9 protein-coding genes, 1 tRNA gene and 2 rRNA genes (1 of these 12 running past the window's edge) are annotated in these 18,704 nt (G+C 69.2%); 1 reads left to right on the top strand and 11 read right to left on the bottom strand.

What is annotated here, in order from left to right; genetic code table 11:
- Nucleotides 1–12 precede the first annotated feature (12 nt).
- From LNW72_RS28950 to LNW72_RS28920, 7 genes are all read right to left on the bottom strand, one after another.
- Nucleotides 13–573, bottom strand: coding sequence for a CinA family protein (locus LNW72_RS28950; RefSeq protein WP_250978036.1), 561 nt, complete (start codon nucleotides 571–573; stop codon nucleotides 13–15).
- The gene (gene pgsA / locus LNW72_RS28945; RefSeq protein WP_374117347.1) at nucleotides 570–1,391 is read right to left on the bottom strand and encodes a CDP-diacylglycerol--glycerol-3-phosphate 3-phosphatidyltransferase; all 822 of its coding nucleotides are present in this window, start codon (nucleotides 1,389–1,391) and stop codon (nucleotides 570–572) included. Before pgsA ends, LNW72_RS28950 begins: the two co-directional genes overlap by 4 nt.
- The gene (gene rimO / locus LNW72_RS28940) at nucleotides 1,388–2,878 is read right to left on the bottom strand and encodes a 30S ribosomal protein S12 methylthiotransferase RimO (protein WP_250978035.1); all 1,491 of its coding nucleotides are present in this window, start codon (nucleotides 2,876–2,878) and stop codon (nucleotides 1,388–1,390) included. Before rimO ends, pgsA begins: the two co-directional genes overlap by 4 nt.
- Before the next feature lie 38 nt (nucleotides 2,879–2,916).
- Nucleotides 2,917–3,708 carry a helix-turn-helix domain-containing protein gene (locus LNW72_RS28935; protein WP_250978034.1) on the bottom strand — a complete coding sequence of 264 codons (792 nt, stop codon included), beginning with the start codon at nucleotides 3,706–3,708 and terminating at the stop codon, nucleotides 2,917–2,919.
- Nucleotides 3,709–3,940: 232 nt separating this feature from the next.
- Nucleotides 3,941–6,691, bottom strand: a complete 2,751-nt coding sequence (locus LNW72_RS28930) for a DNA translocase FtsK (RefSeq protein WP_250978033.1) — start codon at nucleotides 6,689–6,691, stop codon at nucleotides 3,941–3,943.
- Nucleotides 6,692–6,805: 114 nt separating this feature from the next.
- Nucleotides 6,806–7,486: a two-component system response regulator gene (locus tag LNW72_RS28925; protein ID WP_138358936.1), complete on the bottom strand. Its 681-nt coding sequence runs from the start codon at nucleotides 7,484–7,486 to the stop codon at nucleotides 6,806–6,808.
- 225 nt (nucleotides 7,487–7,711) lie between these two features.
- Nucleotides 7,712–13,144, bottom strand: a complete 5,433-nt coding sequence (locus tag LNW72_RS28920; RefSeq protein ID WP_250978032.1) for a HAMP domain-containing protein — start codon at nucleotides 13,142–13,144, stop codon at nucleotides 7,712–7,714.
- 293 nt (nucleotides 13,145–13,437) lie between these two features.
- On the opposite strand from LNW72_RS28920, the gene LNW72_RS28915 reads away from it, so the two are divergent.
- Nucleotides 13,438–16,059, top strand: a complete 2,622-nt coding sequence (locus LNW72_RS28915) for a SpoIIE family protein phosphatase (RefSeq protein ID WP_250980352.1) — start codon at nucleotides 13,438–13,440, stop codon at nucleotides 16,057–16,059.
- 91 nt (nucleotides 16,060–16,150) lie between these two features.
- On the opposite strand, the gene LNW72_RS28910 is transcribed toward LNW72_RS28915, so the two are convergent.
- The 4 genes from LNW72_RS28910 to LNW72_RS28895 all read right to left on the bottom strand — a co-directional run.
- A tRNA-Thr gene (locus LNW72_RS28910) sits at nucleotides 16,151–16,223 on the bottom strand.
- 76 nt (nucleotides 16,224–16,299) lie between these two features.
- Nucleotides 16,300–16,971, bottom strand: coding sequence for a DegT/DnrJ/EryC1/StrS aminotransferase family protein (locus LNW72_RS28905; RefSeq protein ID WP_250980351.1), 672 nt, complete (start codon nucleotides 16,969–16,971; stop codon nucleotides 16,300–16,302).
- A gap of 129 nt (nucleotides 16,972–17,100) precedes the next feature.
- Nucleotides 17,101–17,217 (bottom strand): 5S ribosomal RNA (gene rrf / locus LNW72_RS28900).
- A gap of 78 nt (nucleotides 17,218–17,295) precedes the next feature.
- A 23S ribosomal RNA gene (locus tag LNW72_RS28895) occupies nucleotides 17,296–18,704 on the bottom strand; it runs 1,714 nt beyond the window's last position.

Raw genomic sequence — 18,704 nt, 5'->3', positions numbered from 1 at the left:
TGACGTGTTCACTCAGGGCTGCAAACATCCCATCCCCCCGTCTTCTTCCCTATCCTTCGCCCGCACCCCGGCCGTGAGGGACGGCACCCCTGTTGTGCGGGACGGCACCCCTGTCGTGAGGGACCGCTCCAGCAGAGCGAGTGCGGCGGTCACGCTGGCGGCACGGATCTCGGAGCGGCCGCCCTCCAGCCGCAGCGGGCTGACCGCCGAGCCGCCGGGACCGGCCACCGCCACGTACACCGTGCCGACCGGCCGCCCGTCCTGCGGCTCCGGTCCCGCGACGCCGGTGGTAGCCACGCCCCAGTCGGCTTCCAGTCTGCTCCGCACGCCCTCGGCCATCTCGAGGGCCACCTGAGGGTCGACCGCTCCTCGAGCGGCCAGCAGTCCGGCGTCCACGCCGAGCAGTACGTGCTTGAGTTCCGTCGCGTAGGCCGTCACCGAGCCGCGGAAGGTCCGGGAGGCTCCCGGGACGGACGTCAGCTCCGCGGCCAGCAGACCGCCGGTCAGCGACTCGGCGACCGCCAGGGTGAGCCCCCGGCCGTCGAGCAGTCGCAACACCTCGGCCGCTGTCATCCGTTCTGGTGACTCTGCCGCCGCGGGGAGGTCCGCCGTTCGCGCTCCGCGCCCGTTTCGCGCTCCGGGTCCGCGTCCATCGCGGCCTGAAGGTCGGGTTGAGCCTGAGACTTCGCCTGGGCGGGCTTCCCCTGGGCGGGCTTCCCCTGGGCGGGCTTCCCCTGGGCGGGCTTCCCCTGGGCGGCCGCGCGCTCGCGCTGCGCGGCCAGGCCGGCCCGGCGCAGCACGACGGCCTGCCGGATGTAGTCGAGCCCGGTGAGGACGGTCAGCACGACGGCCGCGGCCATCGCCCAGGCCCGCAGCGTCGCCAGCGGCCCGGTGAGGGCCAGGATGTACATGCCGACCGCGATGCCCTGCGTCAGCGTCTTGAGCTTGCCGCCGCGGCTGGCCGGGATCACTCCGTGCCGGATCACCCAGAAGCGCATCAGCGTGATGCCGATCTCCCGGAAGAGGATCACTCCGGTCACCCACCACGGCAGGTCGCCCAGCGCGGACAGCCCGACGAGCGCGGCGCCCATGATCGCCTTGTCGGCGATGGGGTCGGCGATCTTGCCGAAGTCGGTGACCAGCCCGTACCGCCGGGCCAGTTCCCCGTCGAAGAGGTCGGTGATCATCGCGATGGCGAACGCCGCCCAGGCGAACGAACGCCAGGCGGGGTCGTGGCCGCCGTCGTGGATCAGCAGCATGACGAAGCCGGGAACCAGCACCAGCCGCATCATCGTGAGCAGGTTGGCGATGTTCCAGAGCCCGGCCTGGCCGCCCACGGGATCGCCCATGTGGTCCGGGGTGGCCGCAGCCGGCACGGGGACTCCGGTCATCTGCCCACCTCCTCCACAGAACAGTCGCCCCCGGTGAGGGGTTCCGCGATGAGGTCGACACCCTCGGTGTCGATCACCTTCGCGGTTACCATCATGCCCGGCTTCAGGCCCTCGCAGGAGGTCAGCGTGGTCGAACCGTCCGTTTCCGGCGCCTGGTGGTCGGCGCGGCCGACCGCCTCACCGGTCTCCTCGTCGATGGACTCGACCAGCACCCGCACGGTGGAGCCGAGCCGCTCCAGGGCGCGCTGAGCGGTCAGCTCCTCCGCGAGACGCGAGACCCGGGCCAGCCGCTGGGCGACGGTGTCCTCGTCGAGCTTGTCCCCGTAGCCGGCCGCTTCGGTGCCGTCCTCGTCCGAGTACCCGAAGACGCCGATGGCGTCGAGCCGCGCGGAGCTGAGGAAGCGTTCCAGCTCCTCCAGGTCCGCCTCGGTCTCACCGGGGAAGCCGACGATGAAGTTGGAGCGGACACCGGCCTCCGGGGCCTTGCCGCGGATGGTACCGAGCAGTTCCAGGAAGCTCTCGGTGCTGCCGAAGCGGCGCATCGCGCGCAGCACGCCGGGCGCCGAGTGCTGGAAGGACAGGTCGAAGTACGGCATGACCTTGTGGGTCGAGGTCAGGGCGTCGATCAGGCCGGGGCGCATCTCGGCGGGCTGCAGGTAGCTGACCCGGATCCGCTCGATGCCCGGGACGGCCGCCAGCTCGGGCAGCAGCGTCTCCAGCAGCCGGATGTCGCCGAGGTCCTTGCCGTACGAGGTGTTGTTCTCGCTGACCAGCATGACCTCGCTGACACCCTGGTCGGCGAGCCAGCGCGTCTCGCCGAGGACGTCCGAGGGGCGGCGGGAGATGAACGAGCCGCGGAAGGACGGGATGGCGCAGAACGAGCAGCGGCGGTCGCAGCCGGAGGCCAGCTTCACCGAGGCGACCGGGCTGTCGTCCAGGCGGCGGCGCAGCGGTGCGCGCGGCCCCGAGGCGGGGGCGACGCCCTCGGGGAGGTCGGCCGGCGCGGGGGCCGGGGCCTCCTGCGCGTGGCCGGGCAGCGCCACCGCGGCGCCCTGCCGCTCGGCGGGGCTGATCGGCAGCAGCTTGCGGCGGTCGCGCGGGGTGTGCGAGGCGTGCACACCGCCGGACAGGATGGTCTGGAGGCGGTCGGAGATGTCCGTGTAGTCGTCGAAGCCGAGCACCGCGTCGGCCTCGGGCAGGGCCTCGGAGAGCTCCTTGCCGTACCGCTCGGCCATGCAGCCGACCGCGACGACCGCCTGGGTGCGGCCATGACCCTTGAGGTCATTGGCTTCCAGGAGGGCGTCCACGGAGTCCTTCTTGGCGGCGTCGACGAAGCCGCAGGTGTTGACCACGGCGACGTCGGCGTCCGCGGCGTCATCCACCAGCTGCCAGCCGTCCGCCGCCAGACGGCCGGCGAGCTCCTCGGAATCCACCTCATTGCGGGCGCAGCCGAGCGTGACAAGGGCGACGGTACGGGGTTCGGGCATAGGCTCAGCCTACTTTGTCCCAGCCGTCCCTCTTACGTTCACCCGGCCTGGGGGTCTCCGGGGGTGAAGGTGAGCCGTACGACCTGGCCGTCCGTGCCCGCGGGACCGAGGTCCTTGCCGTTGACGAAGAGCTTGATGGCGCCCGCGTCACCGATGACCAACTTGATCTTCTTGTCGTCGGTGAAGGTCTTGGCGTCGCCCTTCTCCAGGTTCCCGGCGAAGAGCGGCTTGCCGGTGCTGTCCGTGGCCTGGATCCAGCTCTTGCCGACGTCCGCGGTCAGCTTCACCGTCACCTTGCCCACCGGGGCGGCCGCGATCGCGCTGTTCGACGGCTCGGGCTTGGGGTCGGCGGGCTTGGGGCTGGGCTTGGCCGTGGTGGCGGTCACCGAGGGCTTGGCGGCGGCCGACGGCGAGTTTCCGCCGGAGCCGTTGAACGCGGTGAAGCCCACGAACCCGACGACCGCGACGATCGCCGCGACCATCGCCGCGGTCCAGTTCGGACGGCGGCGGTCCGGGCGGATCCGCTCCGCCTCGTAGAGCGGCGCGACGGGGACCTGGGTGGTGGCGCCACCGTGCTCGTCCGCGTACTGCTGGACCAGCGGCTCGGGGTCGATCCCGACGGCGCGGGCGAGGTTGCGGATGTGACCGCGGGCGTAGACGTCGCCACCGCAACGGGAGAAGTCGTCCTGTTCGATGGCGAGCACTATGGGGGCGCGCACCCGCGTCGTGGAGCTGACCTCGTCAACGGTCAGTCCGGCGGCGAGGCGGGCCTGGGCAAGGGCACGACCGACGGAGGGCCGGTCGTCGGAGGGCGGGTTGCCGAGGGACACGAGGAAGCCTTTCAGGCTGCAGCCACCTGCTGGAAGTTCAGTCTAGGGGGGTAGCGAAAGAGTGGGGCAAGCGGACAGCCGGTCTTTGTCCGCCATCAGGATTGCCGGACCGTCTCTCACGGATCCGGCGCGCATGGACCTGACAGCCCGGGCGAGCCTGACAGTCGGCCATATGTCGTCCTCCTGCATCAACTTGACGCACGAACAGGAGAAACGGTTGCCCCGCGTGCTCTTACGAGTGAGCATCACCGCGGATGACGGCCAGTACCCCATCCAGTTCGTCCGCTTTGACCATGACATCCCGCGCCTTCGAACCTTCGCTCGGCCCGACGATTCCGCGCGATTCCATCAGATCCATCAGCCTGCCCGCCTTGGCGAATCCCACACGCAACTTCCGCTGCAGCATCGAGGTCGAGCCGAACTGGGTGGAGACGACCAGCTCCGCCGCCTGGCACAACAGGTCCAGGTCGTCGCCGATCTCCTCGTCGACCTCCCGCTTGGGCGCCGTGCCGACCGCCACGTCGGTCCGGTAGGTCGGCGTGAGCTGCGCCTTGCAGTGCTCGACGATCTTGGCGATCTCCTCCTCGGTGACGAAGGCGCCCTGCATACGGGTCGGCTTGTTCGCGCCCATCGGGAGGAAGAGCCCGTCGCCCCTGCCGATCAGCTTCTCGGCGCCGTTCTGGTCCAGGATGACCCGGCTGTCGGCGAGCGAGGAGGTGGAGAAGGCCAGCCGCGACGGCACGTTCGCCTTGATCAGACCGGTGACGACGTCGACGCTGGGCCGCTGGGTGGCCAGCACCAGGTGGATCCCGGCGGCGCGGGCCAGCTGCGTGATGCGGACGATCGAGTCCTCCACATCGCGCGGCGCGACCATCATCAGGTCGGCCAGCTCGTCCACGATCACCAGCAGGTACGGGTACGGCGACAGCTCGCGCTCGCTGCCCGGCAGCGGCTGGGTCTTGCCGGAGCGCACCGCCGCGTTGAAGTCGTCGATGTGCCGGAAGCCGAAGGCCGCCAGGTCGTCGTAGCGCAGGTCCATCTCGCGGACCACCCACTGCAGGGCCTCCGCGGCCCGCTTCGGGTTGGTGATGATCGGCGTGATCAGGTGCGGGATGCCCTCGTACGCGGTCAGCTCGACGCGCTTGGGGTCCACCAGCACCATCCGGACCTCGTCCGGGGTGGCGCGGCACATGATCGAGGTGATGAGGCCGTTGATGCAGGACGACTTCCCGGACCCGGTCGCGCCGGCGACCAGGATGTGCGGCATCTTGGCGAGGTTCGCCATGACGTACCCGCCCTCGACGTCCTTGCCGAGCGCCACCGTCATCGGGTGCTCCTCGCCGGCCGCCGCCGCGGAGCGCAGCACGTCGCCGACGTTGACCATCTCGCGGTCGCTGTTCGGGATCTCGATGCCGACCGCCGACTTGCCGGGGATCGGGCTGATGATCCGGACGTCCGGGCTGGCGACGGAGTACGCGATGTTCTTGGCCAGTGCCGTGATCCGCTCGACCTTGACCGCCGAGCCGAGCTCGATCTCGTAGCGGGTGACCGTCGGGCCGCGGGTGAAGCCGGTGACCGTGGCGTCGACCTTGAACTCGGTGAAGACCTGCTGCAGTGAGGCGACCACCGCGTCGTTCGCGGCGCTGCGGGTACGGCCGGGGCCGCCGCGTTCCAGCAGGTCCAGCGAGGGCAGCGAGTACGTGATGTCGCCGGACAGCTGGAGCTGCTCGGCGCGCGGCGGGAGCGGGTCCACCGGGTCGACGGTCTTCTTGGTCAGGTCGGGGACGCCGGAGCCGGTCGACGGCTCGGCGGTGTCCTCGGCGCGGGCCGCGGGCACGCCCGATCCGGTGCCGGACCCCGTCTTGACGCTGTTGCTGAGACCGGCGAGCAGCGGTGACGGCTGCACGCCGTGCAGCACGGCGCCGTCCAGCGCCGCGGCCGCGGCGGCCGCCACGTCCACCGCGTCCATCCCGGAGGCGGCCGCGTAGTCCTGCTGGCCGGGCTCGGGCCTGCGCCGCGGGCGGCGGCGCGGCCGGGGCTCGTCGGCCTCCTCGTCGCCGAACTCCCCCAGCGCCGCCAGTTCCTCCATGCCCTGGTCGTGCTTGGTGAAGCGCAGCGGGGACCGGCGGCGCGGGTAGTCCTCCGCCGGCTCCGGGTCCTCCTCGAACAGCTCCTCCATCGGCACCGCGTCCAGGTCCGGCGGTGCCTCGTACAGGCCGAGCTTGGTGCCGAGCAGCCGCAGCCGCTGCGGAATCGCGTTGACCGGGGTGGCCGTGACGACCAGCAGCCCGAAGACGGTGATGAGCAGCAGCAGCGGTACGGCGAGCGCCGAGCCGACCGTGTAGAGCAGCGGCGACGCGGCCGCCCAGCCGATCAGGCCGCCGGCGTCGCGCAGCGCCTCGGCTCCCGCGTCCCGGCTCGGCGAACCGCAGGCCAGGTGGACCAGGCCGAGGGCGCCGAGCACCAGGGTGGACAGCCCGATGACGATCCGCCCGTTGGCCTCGGGCTGCTCCGGGTGCCGCATCAGCCGGACCGCGACGACGCCGATCAGTATCGGCACCAGCAGATCGAGCCGGCCGAAGGCGCCGGTGACGAGCATCTCCACGAGATCGCCGACCGGGCCGCGCAGATTGGACCAGGTGCCCGCGGCCACGACCAGCGTCAGACCGAGCAGCAGCAGCGCCACGCCGTCCTTGCGGTGCGCGGGGTCGAGGCCGCGTGCTCCGCGCCCTATGCCGCGGAACACCGCGCCGATGCCGTGGGCGACGCCGAGCCACAGGGCGCGCGTCATCCGGTACACACCACCGGTGGGTGACGGGGCCACTCGGGGAGCGGGCTTGGGAGCGGCCCCCTTCGCCGCACGGGGGGCCGCCGCCTTCTTGGCAGGTGGTTTCTTCGCTGCGGTCTTCTTCGCCGCGGTTTTCTTGGCCGCAGGCTTCGCCGGAGCTTTCTTGGCAGTGCCGCCGGGCGTACGTGAGGCCATGGTGCCGAGATTACCTCCGAAGACCCGGCTGGACACGCGTGCGCCGGATACCCCCGTCCGTGTCGCGCCTCGGGTGGGCCAAGGGTGACGCAGCGTCAACGGCGGGGGTTCCGCTCAGTCCTGTGGGGGATACCTGACGCCGCCGTCGCCGGTGCCCGGCTCCAGAGCGTCCAACGCCCGCCGCAGACCGGTGAGCTTGCGCTCCAGATGCGCGGCGGTCGCCACCGCGGCCGCGTCCGCCGACTCGTCGAGCTGCTTCGACAGCGCCTCGGCCTGCTCCTCGACGGCGGCCAGCCGCGCGGAGAGCTCGGCGAGCAGTCCGGCAGGCTCCTTCGCCCCGTTGACGCCCACCGAAGCGCCCTGCTCCAGCTGGAGCCGCAGCAGCGCCGCCTGCTCCCGCAGCTGGCAGTTCTTCATGTAGAGCTCGACGAACACCGACACCTTGGCGCGCAGCACCCAGGGGTCGAAGGGTTTGGAGATGTAGTCGACCGCACCGGCCGCGTAGCCGCGGAAGGTGTGGTGCGGGCCGTGGTTGATCGCCGTCAGGAAGATGATCGGGATGTCACGGGTCCGCTCGCGCCGCTTGATGTGGGCGGCGGTCTCGAAACCGTCCATGCCCGGCATCTGCACATCGAGCAGGATCACCGCGAAATCGTCCGTGAGCAGCGCCTTCAGCGCCTCTTCCCCGGATGCCGCCCGTACCAGCGTCTGATCGAGCGCCGAGAGGATCGCCTCCAGCGCCAGCAGATTCTCCGGCCGGTCGTCGACAAGAAGGATCTTGGCCTTCTGCACCATGGCCCGCCCTCCTCGTCCCGGCACCACGCTGGTGGCCGCCCCCGGGGACGACTCCCTTGCGCCGCCCGTCCTTGTGCCGGTCATGGTAGCCGCACCTGCCGTTCGCCACACCCTGTCACCGCCATGTCACTGTGCACGAAGCAGAAACGCTAGCGGAGACCAGAAGGTTCCCTGAATCCCGCCCCCTCACACCTGAATGGACACACGCCGTCAACAGTCCACCTTTCAACGGGGTGTTCCGCGGGCGTTCATCCACTGCTCCATGAGTGCCAGCAGATGATCGGTGTCGACCGGCTTGGTGACATAGTCCGACGCTCCGGACTCGATGCTCTTCTCCCGGTCGCCCTTCATCGCCTTCGCCGTCAGCGCCAGGATCGGCAGTCCGGCGAACTGCGGCATCCTGCGGATCGCCGTCGTCGTCGCATACCCGTCCATCTCCGGCATCATGATGTCCATCAGGACGATCGCGACATCGTCGTGCTGTTCCAGCACCTCGATCCCCTCGCGGCCGTTCTCCGCGTAGAGCACCGTCAGCCCGTGCTGCTCCAGCACGCTGGTCAGCGCGAAGACATTGCGGATGTCGTCGTCGACGATGAGCACCTTCTCGCCGTTGAACCCGCCCGCGAAGCGCGCGTACCCGTCGGAGTGCGTGCCGTCCACCCAGGACTCCTCCGCGGGCAGCGCGGCGGGCTGTCCCGGAAGCGACTGCAGCTGCGGGGGCGCCGAGCGGCGGCGCAGCCGGGACAGGCTGCTGCCGGCGAGGCGGTTGCGGGTGGGCGCGTGGTGCTCCGACTCGCTGATCACCTCGCCGCCGGGCAGCTGCGGGTAGCCGTGCGGCGGCAGTTCACTGCTGCTGAGCGGCAGGTACAGGGTGAACGTCGAGCCGCGGCCGGGCTGGCTGTCCGCGTGGATCTCCCCGCCCAGCAGCCGGGCGATCTCCCGGCTGATCGACAGGCCCAGGCCGGTGCCGCCGTACTTGCGGCTGGTGGTGCCGTCGGCCTGCTTGAACGCCTCGAAGATCACCCGCATCTTGCTCGCCGCGATCCCGATCCCGGTGTCGGTGACGGAGAACGCGATCAGCGGCTGGTCCGCGTCGCGCAGCGCCCCGGACTCCAGCAACTGCTCGCGGATCGATTGCGGGACCTCGGGACCCGCCGGCCGGATGACCAGCTCGACGGAACCGCTGTCGGTGAACTTGACCGCGTTGGAGAGCAGGTTGCGCAGCACCTGCAGCAGCCGCTGCTCGTCCGTGTGCAGGGTGACCGGGAGCTCCGGCGAGACCCGGACCGAGAAGTCCAGGCCCTTCTCGGCGGTCAGCGGACGGAACGTCGCCTCGACGTAGTCGACGAGCTGCACCAGGGCGATACGGGTCGGGCTGACGTCCATCTTGCCCGCCTCGACCTTCGACAGGTCGAGGATGTCGTTGATGAGCTGCAGCAGGTCCGAGCCCGCCCCGTGGATCGTCTCGGAGAACTCGACCTGCTTGGACGACAGGTTCCCGTCGGCGTTGTCGGCCAGCAGCTTGGCCAGGATCAGCAGCGAGTTGAGCGGGGTGCGCAGCTCGTGCGACATGTTGGCCAGGAACTCGGACTTGTAGCGCATCGAGACCGCGAGCTGCTCGGCGCGCTCCTCCAGGACCTGCCGGGCCTCCTCGATCTCGGTGTTCTTCACCTCGATGTCGCGGTTCTGCCGGGCCAGCAGCTCGGCCTTCTCCTCCAGCTCGGCGTTGGACAGCTGCAGCGCCTTCTGCCGGTTCTCCAGCTCGCCGGACCGCTCCTTGAGCTGCTCGGTCAGCTCCTGGGACTGCTCGAGCAGTCCCTCGGTCTTGGTGTTGACGCTGATCGTGTTCACGCTGATCGCGATGATGTCGGTGATCTGGCTGAGGAAGTCCTTCTGGATCTGGGTGAACTGCTGGAACGCGGCCAGTTCGATCACGCCCAGGATCCGGTCCTCGAACAGCACCGGCAGGACGATGACATGCGCCGGGGGCGCCTCACCGAGCCCCGAGACGATCTTCAGATACCCCGGCGGCACGTTCTCGATCAGGATCGACCGCTTCTCGATCGCGGCCTGCCCGATCAGCGCCTCACCGGGCAGGAACGTGGTCGGCATGGAGCGCTTGGAGAAACCGTACGACCCGACGAGCCGCAGCTCGTACGCGTCCTCGTCCTCCCCCGAGCCGATCTCGGTGCCGTCGCCGATCTCCTCGGCGAGGAAGAACGCGCCGTGCTGCGCGGAGACCACCGGGGTCAGCTCGCTCATGATCAGCGCGGCCACGTCGCCCAGCTCCCGGCGGCCCTGCATCAGGCCGGAGATGCGGGCCAGGTTGCCCTTGAGCCAGTCCTGCTCCTTGTTGGCGAGCGTGGTCTCCCGGAGGCGCACGATCATCGTGTTGATGTAGTCCTGGAGTTCCAGGATCTCGCCGGCCGCGTCCACGTCGATGCGGAGATTGAGGTCGCCGCGGGTCACCGCGGTGGCCACCTGCGCGATGTTGCGGACCTGGCTGGTGAGGTTGTTGGCCATCAGGTTCACCGATTCGGTGAGGTCCTTCCAGATGCCGGAGACGTCCGGCACACGGGCCTGGCCGCCCAGCCGGCCCTCGGTACCCACCTCGCGCGCCACCCGGGTGACCTCGTCACCGAAGGCGGACAGCTGGCCGACCATCGTGTTGATGGTCGTCTTCAGCTCCAGGATCTCGCCGCGCGCGTCCACGTCGATCTTCTTGGACAGGTCGCCGCGGGCGACCGCGGTCGTCACCATGGCGATGTTGCGGACCTGTCCGGTCAGGTTGGACGCCATGCCGTTCACCGATTCGGTGAGGTCCTTCCACGTGCCGGCGACGCCGGGTACGCGGGCCTGGCCGCCGAGGATGCCCTCGGTGCCGACCTCGCGGGCGACGCGGGTGACCTCGTCACCGAACGCCGACAGCGTGTCGACCATCGTGTTGATCGTTTCTGCGAGCTGAGCGACCTCGCCGCGCGCCTCGACGGTGATCTTCTTGGTGAGATCGCCGTTGGCGACCGCGGTGGCGACCGCGGCGATCGAACGCACCTGATTGGTCAGGTTGTTGGCCATCAGGTTGACGTTGTCGGTCAGGTCCTTCCAGATGCCCGACACGTCGCGCACCCGGGCCTGCCCGCCCAACTGGCCCTCGGTACCCACCTCGCGGGCGACGCGGGTGACCTCGTCACCGAACGCCGACAGCGTGTCCACCATCGTGTTGACGGTGGTGACCAGGGCGAGGATCTCGCCCTTGGCGTCGACGGTGATCTTCTTCGACAGATCGCCGCTGGCGACCGCCGTCGTGACCTCCGCGATGTTGCGGACCTGGCTCGTCAGGTTGTTGGCCATGAAGTTGACGGACTGCGTGAGGTCCTTCCACGTGCCGCTCACGCCCTTGACCTCGGCCTGGCCGCCCAGGATCCCCTCGGTACCCACCTCGCGGGCCACCCGGGTCACCTGCTCCGCGAAGGACGACAGCTGGTCGACCATCGTGTTCAGGGTGTTCTTCAGCTCGAGGATCTCGCCGCGGGCGTCCACGTCGATCTTCTGCGACAGGTCACCACGCGCCACCGCCGTCGCGACCTGCGCGATGTTGCGGACCTGGGCGGTCAGGTTCCCCGCCATGCCGTTCACCGAATCGGTCAGATCGCGCCACACACCGGCGACGCCGGGCACCTGCGCCTGACCGCCGAGCCGGCCCTCGGTACCCACGTCGCGCGCGACGCGGGTCACCTGGTCGGCGAACGAGGACAGCTGGTCGACCATCGTGTTGATGGTGTTCTTCAGCTCCAGGATCTCGCCCCGGGCGTCCACGTCGATCTTCTGCGACAGGTCACCGCGCGCCACCGCCGTCGTCACCTGGGCGATCTGCCGCACCTGGGACGTCAGGTTGCCCGCCATGAAGTTGACGGAGTCCGTCAGGTCCTTCCAGGTGCCGGCGACGCCGTCCACCCGCGCCTGGCCGCCGAGCCGGCCCTCCGTGCCCACGTCCCGCGCCATCCGGGTCACCTGGGCCGCGAAGGACGACAGCTGGTCGACCATGCGGTTCACGGTGTTCTTCAGCTCCAGCATCTCGCCGGAGACGTCCACCGTGACCTTCTGCGACAGATCGCCGTTGGCGACCGCCGTCGTCACCTGCGCGATGTTGCGGACCTGGCCCGTCAGGTTGCGGAAGGCGGTGTTCACCGAGTCGGTGAGGTCCTTCCACGTACCGGCCGCGCCCGGCACCTGCGCCTGACCGCCCAGCTCGCCCTCGACGCCGACCTCGCGCGCCACCCGCGTCACTTCCGCGCCGAAGGAGGACAGCTGGTCCACCATCGTGTTCACGGTGTTCTTCAGCTCCAGCATCTCGCCGGAGACGTCCACGGTCACCTTCTGCGACAGGTCGCCGTTGGCGACCGCCGTCGTCACCTGCGCGATGTCCCGCACCTGCGCGGTGAGGTTGCGGAACGCGGTGTTCACCGAGTCGGTGAGGTCCTTCCACGTCCCCGCCGCTCCCGGCACCTGCGCCTGACCGCCCAGCAGCCCCTCGGCGCCGACCTCACCCGCCACACGGGTCACCTCGTCGGCGAACGTCCGCAGTGTCTCGGTCATCGCGTTGATCGTCTCGGCGAGCTGCGCGACCTCGCCGCGCGCCCCGATGGTGATCTTCTGCGACAGGTCGCCGTTGGCGACCGCCGCCGTCACCTGCGCGATGTCCCGCACCTGGGCCGTCAGATTCCCGGCCATGAGGTTGACGGAGTCCGTCAGGTCCTTCCACACCCCGGCGACGTCCGGCACCTGCGCCTGGCCGCCGAGCTCGCCCTCCGTACCGACCTCACGGGCGACGCGGGTCACCTCGGAGGCGAACGACGACAGCTGGTCCACCATCGTGTTGACGGTGTTCTTCAGCTCCAGCATCTCGCCGGCCACGTGAACCGTGACCTTCCGGGACAGATCGCCCTTGGCGACCGCCGTCGTCACGAGAGCGATGTCACGCACCTGGGCGGTGAGCCGGGACGCCATCGTGTTGACGGAATCCGTCAGGTCCTTCCACGAACCGGACATACCGCGCACCTTGGCCTGGCCGCCGAGTTTGCCCTCGGTGCCGACCTCGCTGGCGACACGGGTCACCTCGTCGGTGAACGCGGACAACTGGTCCACCAGGCCGTTGACCGTCCGGCCGACCTTGAGGAACTCACCGCGCAGCGGGTGCGCGGAACCGTCCGCGCCCTGCGACCGCAGGTCCATCCGCTGTTCCAGATCGCCCTCCGCGACCGCCGACAGCACCCTTCCGACCTCGGAGACCGGCCGGACGAGATCGTCGACCAGCGCGTTGGACGCGTCGATCGCCGCCGCCCAGGAACCCTCGCAGGCGCCGGTCTCGAGCCGCTCCGTGAGCTTTCCCTCACGGCCGACCACCCGGCGCACCCGCGCCAGCTCACCCGTCAGATGCTGATTACGGTCGGCGACCTCGTTGAAGACGGCGGAGATCTCCGCCATCAGCCCGTCTCCCGACACCGTCAACCGCTTGCGGAAGTTGCCGTCCCTCATGGACGCCAACGCCGCCAGAAGTCTGTACAAGGCAGCCGAATCCACCTCGATGGTCCCGTTGGCGCGGGATCGCGCGTTCTTTGCACGCGAAACTGCACCGCGCGTCGATGCGCTGGACTCCACCGTGTCCCTCCCGGAGGGTCGACCAAACTGCTCGTGAACTGCCTCTTAGACATGCCCAGTGTTTCACCATGCCTGCGCATGGCCATAACAGTTCGGCAGCTTCGCATATGACCTGTCGCACGATCGGGGCAGAAACACCCGGAACCAGCGCACACGCCATCAGCAGAGGTAAGTAACCTGGCATCCGGTTGCCCGCCACAGACCGGGCCTACACCTCACGGGGGCCGCCGGTGACGGCGCAGGGAATCGAGAGCGAGACCGACGACAGCGTCCTGGGGCGCACAAGGAGTTCTGTGATCACGGCGCGGGCAGCGGCCACCTTCCAGCCGGTGGGGCGATCGGTCGCCGTCGCGCGCGCCTTCGTCCGCGACACCCTGCAGGGCTGGGGCTTCTCCGACATCGTCGACGACGCTGTCGTCCTGACCAGCGAACTCGTCACGAATGCCGTGGTCCACGCCGGCACCGCCGCTGACGTACAGTGCCTGCGCTACGACACAGCGGTACGTGTCGAGGTCGCCGACCGGTACCCGGAGCGCGAGGTCCCGCTCCAGGACGCCGGCCTCCAGATCCGCAACCCGGACAGCGAAGGCGGCCGCGGCCTCGTCCTCTGCTCCGCCCTCGCCAGCCGCTGGGGCGTCGAGTACACCCCCGCCGCCAAGCACGTCTGGTTCCAGCTCGACCTGCCGGAGCGCTCCGCGGGCACCCGCGCAGCGAGCCCCGCGCTGCCGACCGCCGCCCTCCCGCTGACCGACGAGCGGGTCCGCGTCGCCGTGATCCAGGTCGACCGCCACGCCGTCGTCACGCGCTGGAACGACGACGCCACGGATCTGTTCGGTCACACCTCCGAGCAGATGATCGGCAAGCCCCTCACCGAGCTCACCGCGTGGCCGCAGACCCCCGGCACCGGCATCGGCCTCGCCGAGGCGCTGCTCCTCTCCCGCTGGGAGGGCACCTACGGCATACGGGGCGCCGACGGCCGCGTACAGCCCGTGTACGGGTCCCATCTGCGGGTCCGCGACACCACCGGCGAGCCCTCCACCGTCTGCCTGCTGGTCCGCGCCGACGAGCGGGCCGTCCTGCAGAGCCCCTCGCGCGGCCCCGTCAACTCGGACGCCGCGTCCGGCGACCGTGGAAAGGCCGCGGACGCCTTCGAGGTGTTCATCGGCTCCCCGGCGCCCGACGACCTCGACGGGCTCCTGCAGCGCACCGTGGAGCGCGCCCGCGACATGCTCGACGGCGACGCCGCGTACCTGCTGCTCGCCACCGACGACGAGACGGAGCTGGAGGTGCGCGCCTCCACCGGCCTGCCCTCCGCCCGTCAGCGCTTCGCCCGCGTCCCCGTCGAGGCCGGCACCGGCCGCTACGGCAGCGCCAGGATGCCCGCCGTCCACGAGGATCTCAACGCCGTCCCCGGCGCCGTCCCGCTGCTCGCCGGCACCGGGATGCGCTCCATCGTCACCGTGCCGCTGAAGGTCGAGGGCCGGCTCACCGGCTCCCTCGGCGTCGCCGCCGAGGCCCCGGGCCGCTACTCCAACGAGGAAGCGCTGCGGCTGCAGTTCGCCGCCGACCGCATCGCGCTGGCCGTCGAGAGCGCCCGCCTCACCGAACTGGAACGGCTGCGCCGCGGCTCGCTGTCCTTCCTCGTCGAGGCCTCCGACCTGCTCGCGGGCACCCTGGAACGCGACCAGACGCTGGCCCTCATGGCCCAGATGACCGTTCCCACCCTGGCCAGTTGGTGTGCCGTCTACACCATCGCCGAACAGTCGGAACCCGAACTCGCCTTCGTGCTGCACGAGGACGAGGACCGGATCGACGGCATCAAGGCCCTGCTGGCGAAGCTCAACCCGCCCGCGCCGGAGCCCACGCCCGGCGCGCGCATCTGGACCGCGCCCTCCGACGCCGCCCACTCCACCGCGCTGCGCGCCTCGTTGCGCAGCCTCGGCCTCGGCGAGGCCGGCCGCCCGGCGACCGGACCCGGCACCGCGCTGGCGACCGCCGCCGCGGTCGGCGGCGAGACCGTGGTCCTGCCGCTCGTCGCCCGCAACCGCGTCATCGGCATGCTCACCCTCGGCAAACCCGCGGACGAACGGTTCCGCCAGGAGATCCTCGAACTCGCCGAGGACCTCTCCCGCCGCGCCGCCCTCGCCCTGGACAACGCCCGTCTGTACAGCGAGCGCACGGCCATCAGCCAGGCCCTCCAGCGCAGCCTGCTGCCGCCGGGGCTGCCTCCCATCCCCGGCGTCGAGGTCGAGGTCATCTACCGGGCGGCCGGTGAGGGCAACGAGGTCGGCGGCGACTTCTACGACCTGTTCCCGATCCGCGACGGCTGCTGGGGCTTCGCCATCGGCGACGTCTGCGGCACCGGCCCGGAGGCCGCGGCCGTCACGGGTCTGGCCCGGCACGCGATCCGGCTCCTCGCCCGCGAGGGCTTCGGCGGGCCGGCCGTCCTGGAGCGGCTCAACGCCGCCATCCTGGACGAGGGCGCCCGCAGCCGCTTCCTGACCCTGCTCTACGGGGAGTTGTGGCCGCAGCCCGACGGCAGCGCCATCCTCAAGGTGGTCTGCGCCGGCCACCCGCTGCCGTTGCGACTGCGCCCGGACGGCACCGTGGAGTCCGCCGCCGACCCGCAGCCGCTCCTCGGCGTCCTGGAGGACCTGGAGCTCGTCGAACAGACCATCACCCTGGATCCGGGCGACGTCATGCTCTGTGTCACCGACGGGGTGACCGAACGCCGCGAGGGCACCCGCATGCTCGGTGACGACGGCCTCGCCGACGTCCTGGCCACCTGCACCGGCCTCACCGCCGGCGCGGTCGCCGCCCGGATCCAGCGAGCTGTGGAGCGCTTCGCCTCCGACGCGCCCTCGGACGACATGGCCATCCTCGCGATGCGTGTCCCCGCCCTGCCCGACAACTGACGGCACGGCAGGAACCCGCGGTGCCACGGGCACCGGCGGTCCGGACAACGAAAAGACCCCCCGCCGTCAGGCGGGGGGTCTTTCTCTGTTGGGCCCCCATGCGGAATCGAACCGCAGACCTTCTCCTTACCATGGAGACGCTCTACCGACTGAGCTATAGGGGCTCGGTGTCGACAAGGAAAATCTTAACCCATGAAGACCCGTGCTCGGTAACCCGCCCCGACCCGCCCCCGAACCGGATCAGAGCAGGCCACCGAGGGCGTTGCAGGCGTCGGCGATATGCGTCAACTCCCGCTGGGTGAGACCCGAGTGCACCGGCAGCGACAGGGCCTGTGCGGCGGCCCTCTCGGTCTCCGGCAGCACCTCACGGGACCGGTGCGCCGCGAGCCGGTGCACGGGCGTCGGGACGCTCACGGTCGCCCGTACTCCGCGCCTCGTCAGCGCCCTGGCGAAGGCGTCCCGGTCGGGCCGGCCGTTGCCCGGGATCCGCACCGTGTAGTGGTGGTAGACGTGGTGCGCGCCCGGCTCGACGTACGGCACGATGACGCCGGTCAGCGCCGAGTCCAGGAAGCGGGCGTGTGCGCGGCGCCGGGCGATCTCCCCCACGTCCCCCGCCGGCTCCTCCTCCTCGACCAGCGCGATCCCCTGCCGCGCCGCCAGCTCGCCCAGTTCGCGCATGGGCGCCGGGTGGCCGAAGAGGTGCACTGCTATGACGGCCGACGTCCTGGGGGTCAGGGCGGCCTCCACGGAGGCGGGGTCGAGGCAGTACGTCCGCGGGTCGATATCGGCGAACACCGGGGTCGCGCCCACCATCACCACGGCCGCCGCGGACGACTCGGGGGCGAAGGACGGCACGATCACCTCGTCGCCCACACCGATACCGAGAGCTTGCAGGGGCTGCCTGTCCATCATCAGCTGACGCACGTCCCTACCTCCACATGTCGAGGTGCCAAGGTTCCCGCCGGGACATGAACATGGGGTGACGGACAACAAAAAAGCCCCAACCCCCGAGCCGAAGCTCGGGGTTGGGGCTGAATGATTGTTCGGCGGCGTCCTACTCTCCCACAGGGTCCCCCCTGCAGTACCATCGGCGCTGAAAGGCTTAGCTTCCGGGTTCGGAATGTAACCGGGCGTTTCCCTAACGCTATGACCACCGAAACACTATGAAGTTAACCAACCGGGTGTTATCACGGTTCGTTACTTCAGAACTACACAGTGGACGCGAAGCAAAAATAGTTAGACAAGCCCTCGGCCTATTAGTACCAGTCAGCTCCACCCGTTACCGGGCTTCCACATCTGGCCTATCAACCCAGTCGTCTACTGGGAGCCTTAACCCCTCAAAGGGGGTGGGAATACTCATCTCGAAGCAGGCTTCCCGCTTAGATGCTTTCAGCGGTTATCCTTTCCGAACGTAGCCAACCAGCCGTGCCCTTGGCAGGACAACTGGCACACCAGAGGTTCGTCCGTCCCGGTCCTCTCGTACTAGGGACAGCCCTTCTCAATATTCCTGCGCGCGCAGCGGATAGGGACCGAACTGTCTCACGACGTTCTAAACCCAGCTCGCGTACCGCTTTAATGGGCGAACAGCCCAACCCTTGGGACCGACTCCAGCCCCAGGATGCGACGAGCCGACATCGAGGTGCCAAACCATCCCGTCGATATGGACTCTTGGGGAAGATCAGCCTGTTATCCCCGGGGTACCTTTTATCCGTTGAGCGACGGCGCTTCCACAAGCCACCGCCGGATCACTAGTCCCGACTTTCGTCCCTGCTCGACCCGTCAGTCTCACAGTCAAGCTCCCTTGTGCACTTACACTCAACACCTGATTGCCAACCAGGCTGAGGGAACCTTTGGGCGCCTCCGTTACTCTTTAGGAGGCAACCGCCCCAGTTAAACTACCCACCAGACACTGTCCCTGATCCGGATCACGGACCGAGGTTAGACATCCAGCACGACCAGAGTGGTATTTCAACGACGACTCCACCATGGCTGGCGCCATGACTTCACAGTCTCCCACCTATCCTACACAAGCCGAACCGAACACCAATATCAAGCTATAGTAAAGGTCCCGGGGTCTTTCCGTCCTGCTGCGCGAAACGAGCATCTTTACTCGTAGTGCAATTTCACCGGGCCTATGGTTGAGACAGTCGAGAAGTCGTTACGCCATTCGTGCAGGTCGGAACTTACCCGACAAGGAATTTCGCTACCTTAGGATGGTTATAGTTACCACCGCCGTTTACTGGCGCTTAAGTTCTCAGCTTCGCCACACCGAAATGTGACTAACCGGTCCCCTTAACGTTCCAGCACCGGGCAGGCGTCAGTCCGTATACATCGCCTTACGGCTTCGCACGGACCTGTGTTTTTAGTAAACAGTCGCTTCTCGCTGGTCTCTGCGGCCACCCCCAGCTCAGGAAGCAAGTTCCCTCACCAGTTGTGGCCCCCCTTCTCCCGAAGTTACGGGGGCATTTTGCCGAGTTCCTTAACCATAGTTCACCCGAACGCCTCGGTATTCTCTACCTGACCACCTGAGTCGGTTTAGGGTACGGGCCGCCATGAAACTCGCTAGAGGCTTTTCTCGACAGCATAGGATCATCCACTTCACCACAATCGGCTCGGCATCAGGTCTCAGACTTAATGTGTGACGG

This window comes from Streptomyces sp. RKAG293 (assembly GCF_023701745.1).
Taxonomy (GTDB): domain Bacteria; phylum Actinomycetota; class Actinomycetes; order Streptomycetales; family Streptomycetaceae; genus Actinacidiphila.
The sequence above is the reverse complement of the archived record's forward strand: the minus strand, read 5'-3'. Positions and strand labels throughout refer to the sequence as shown.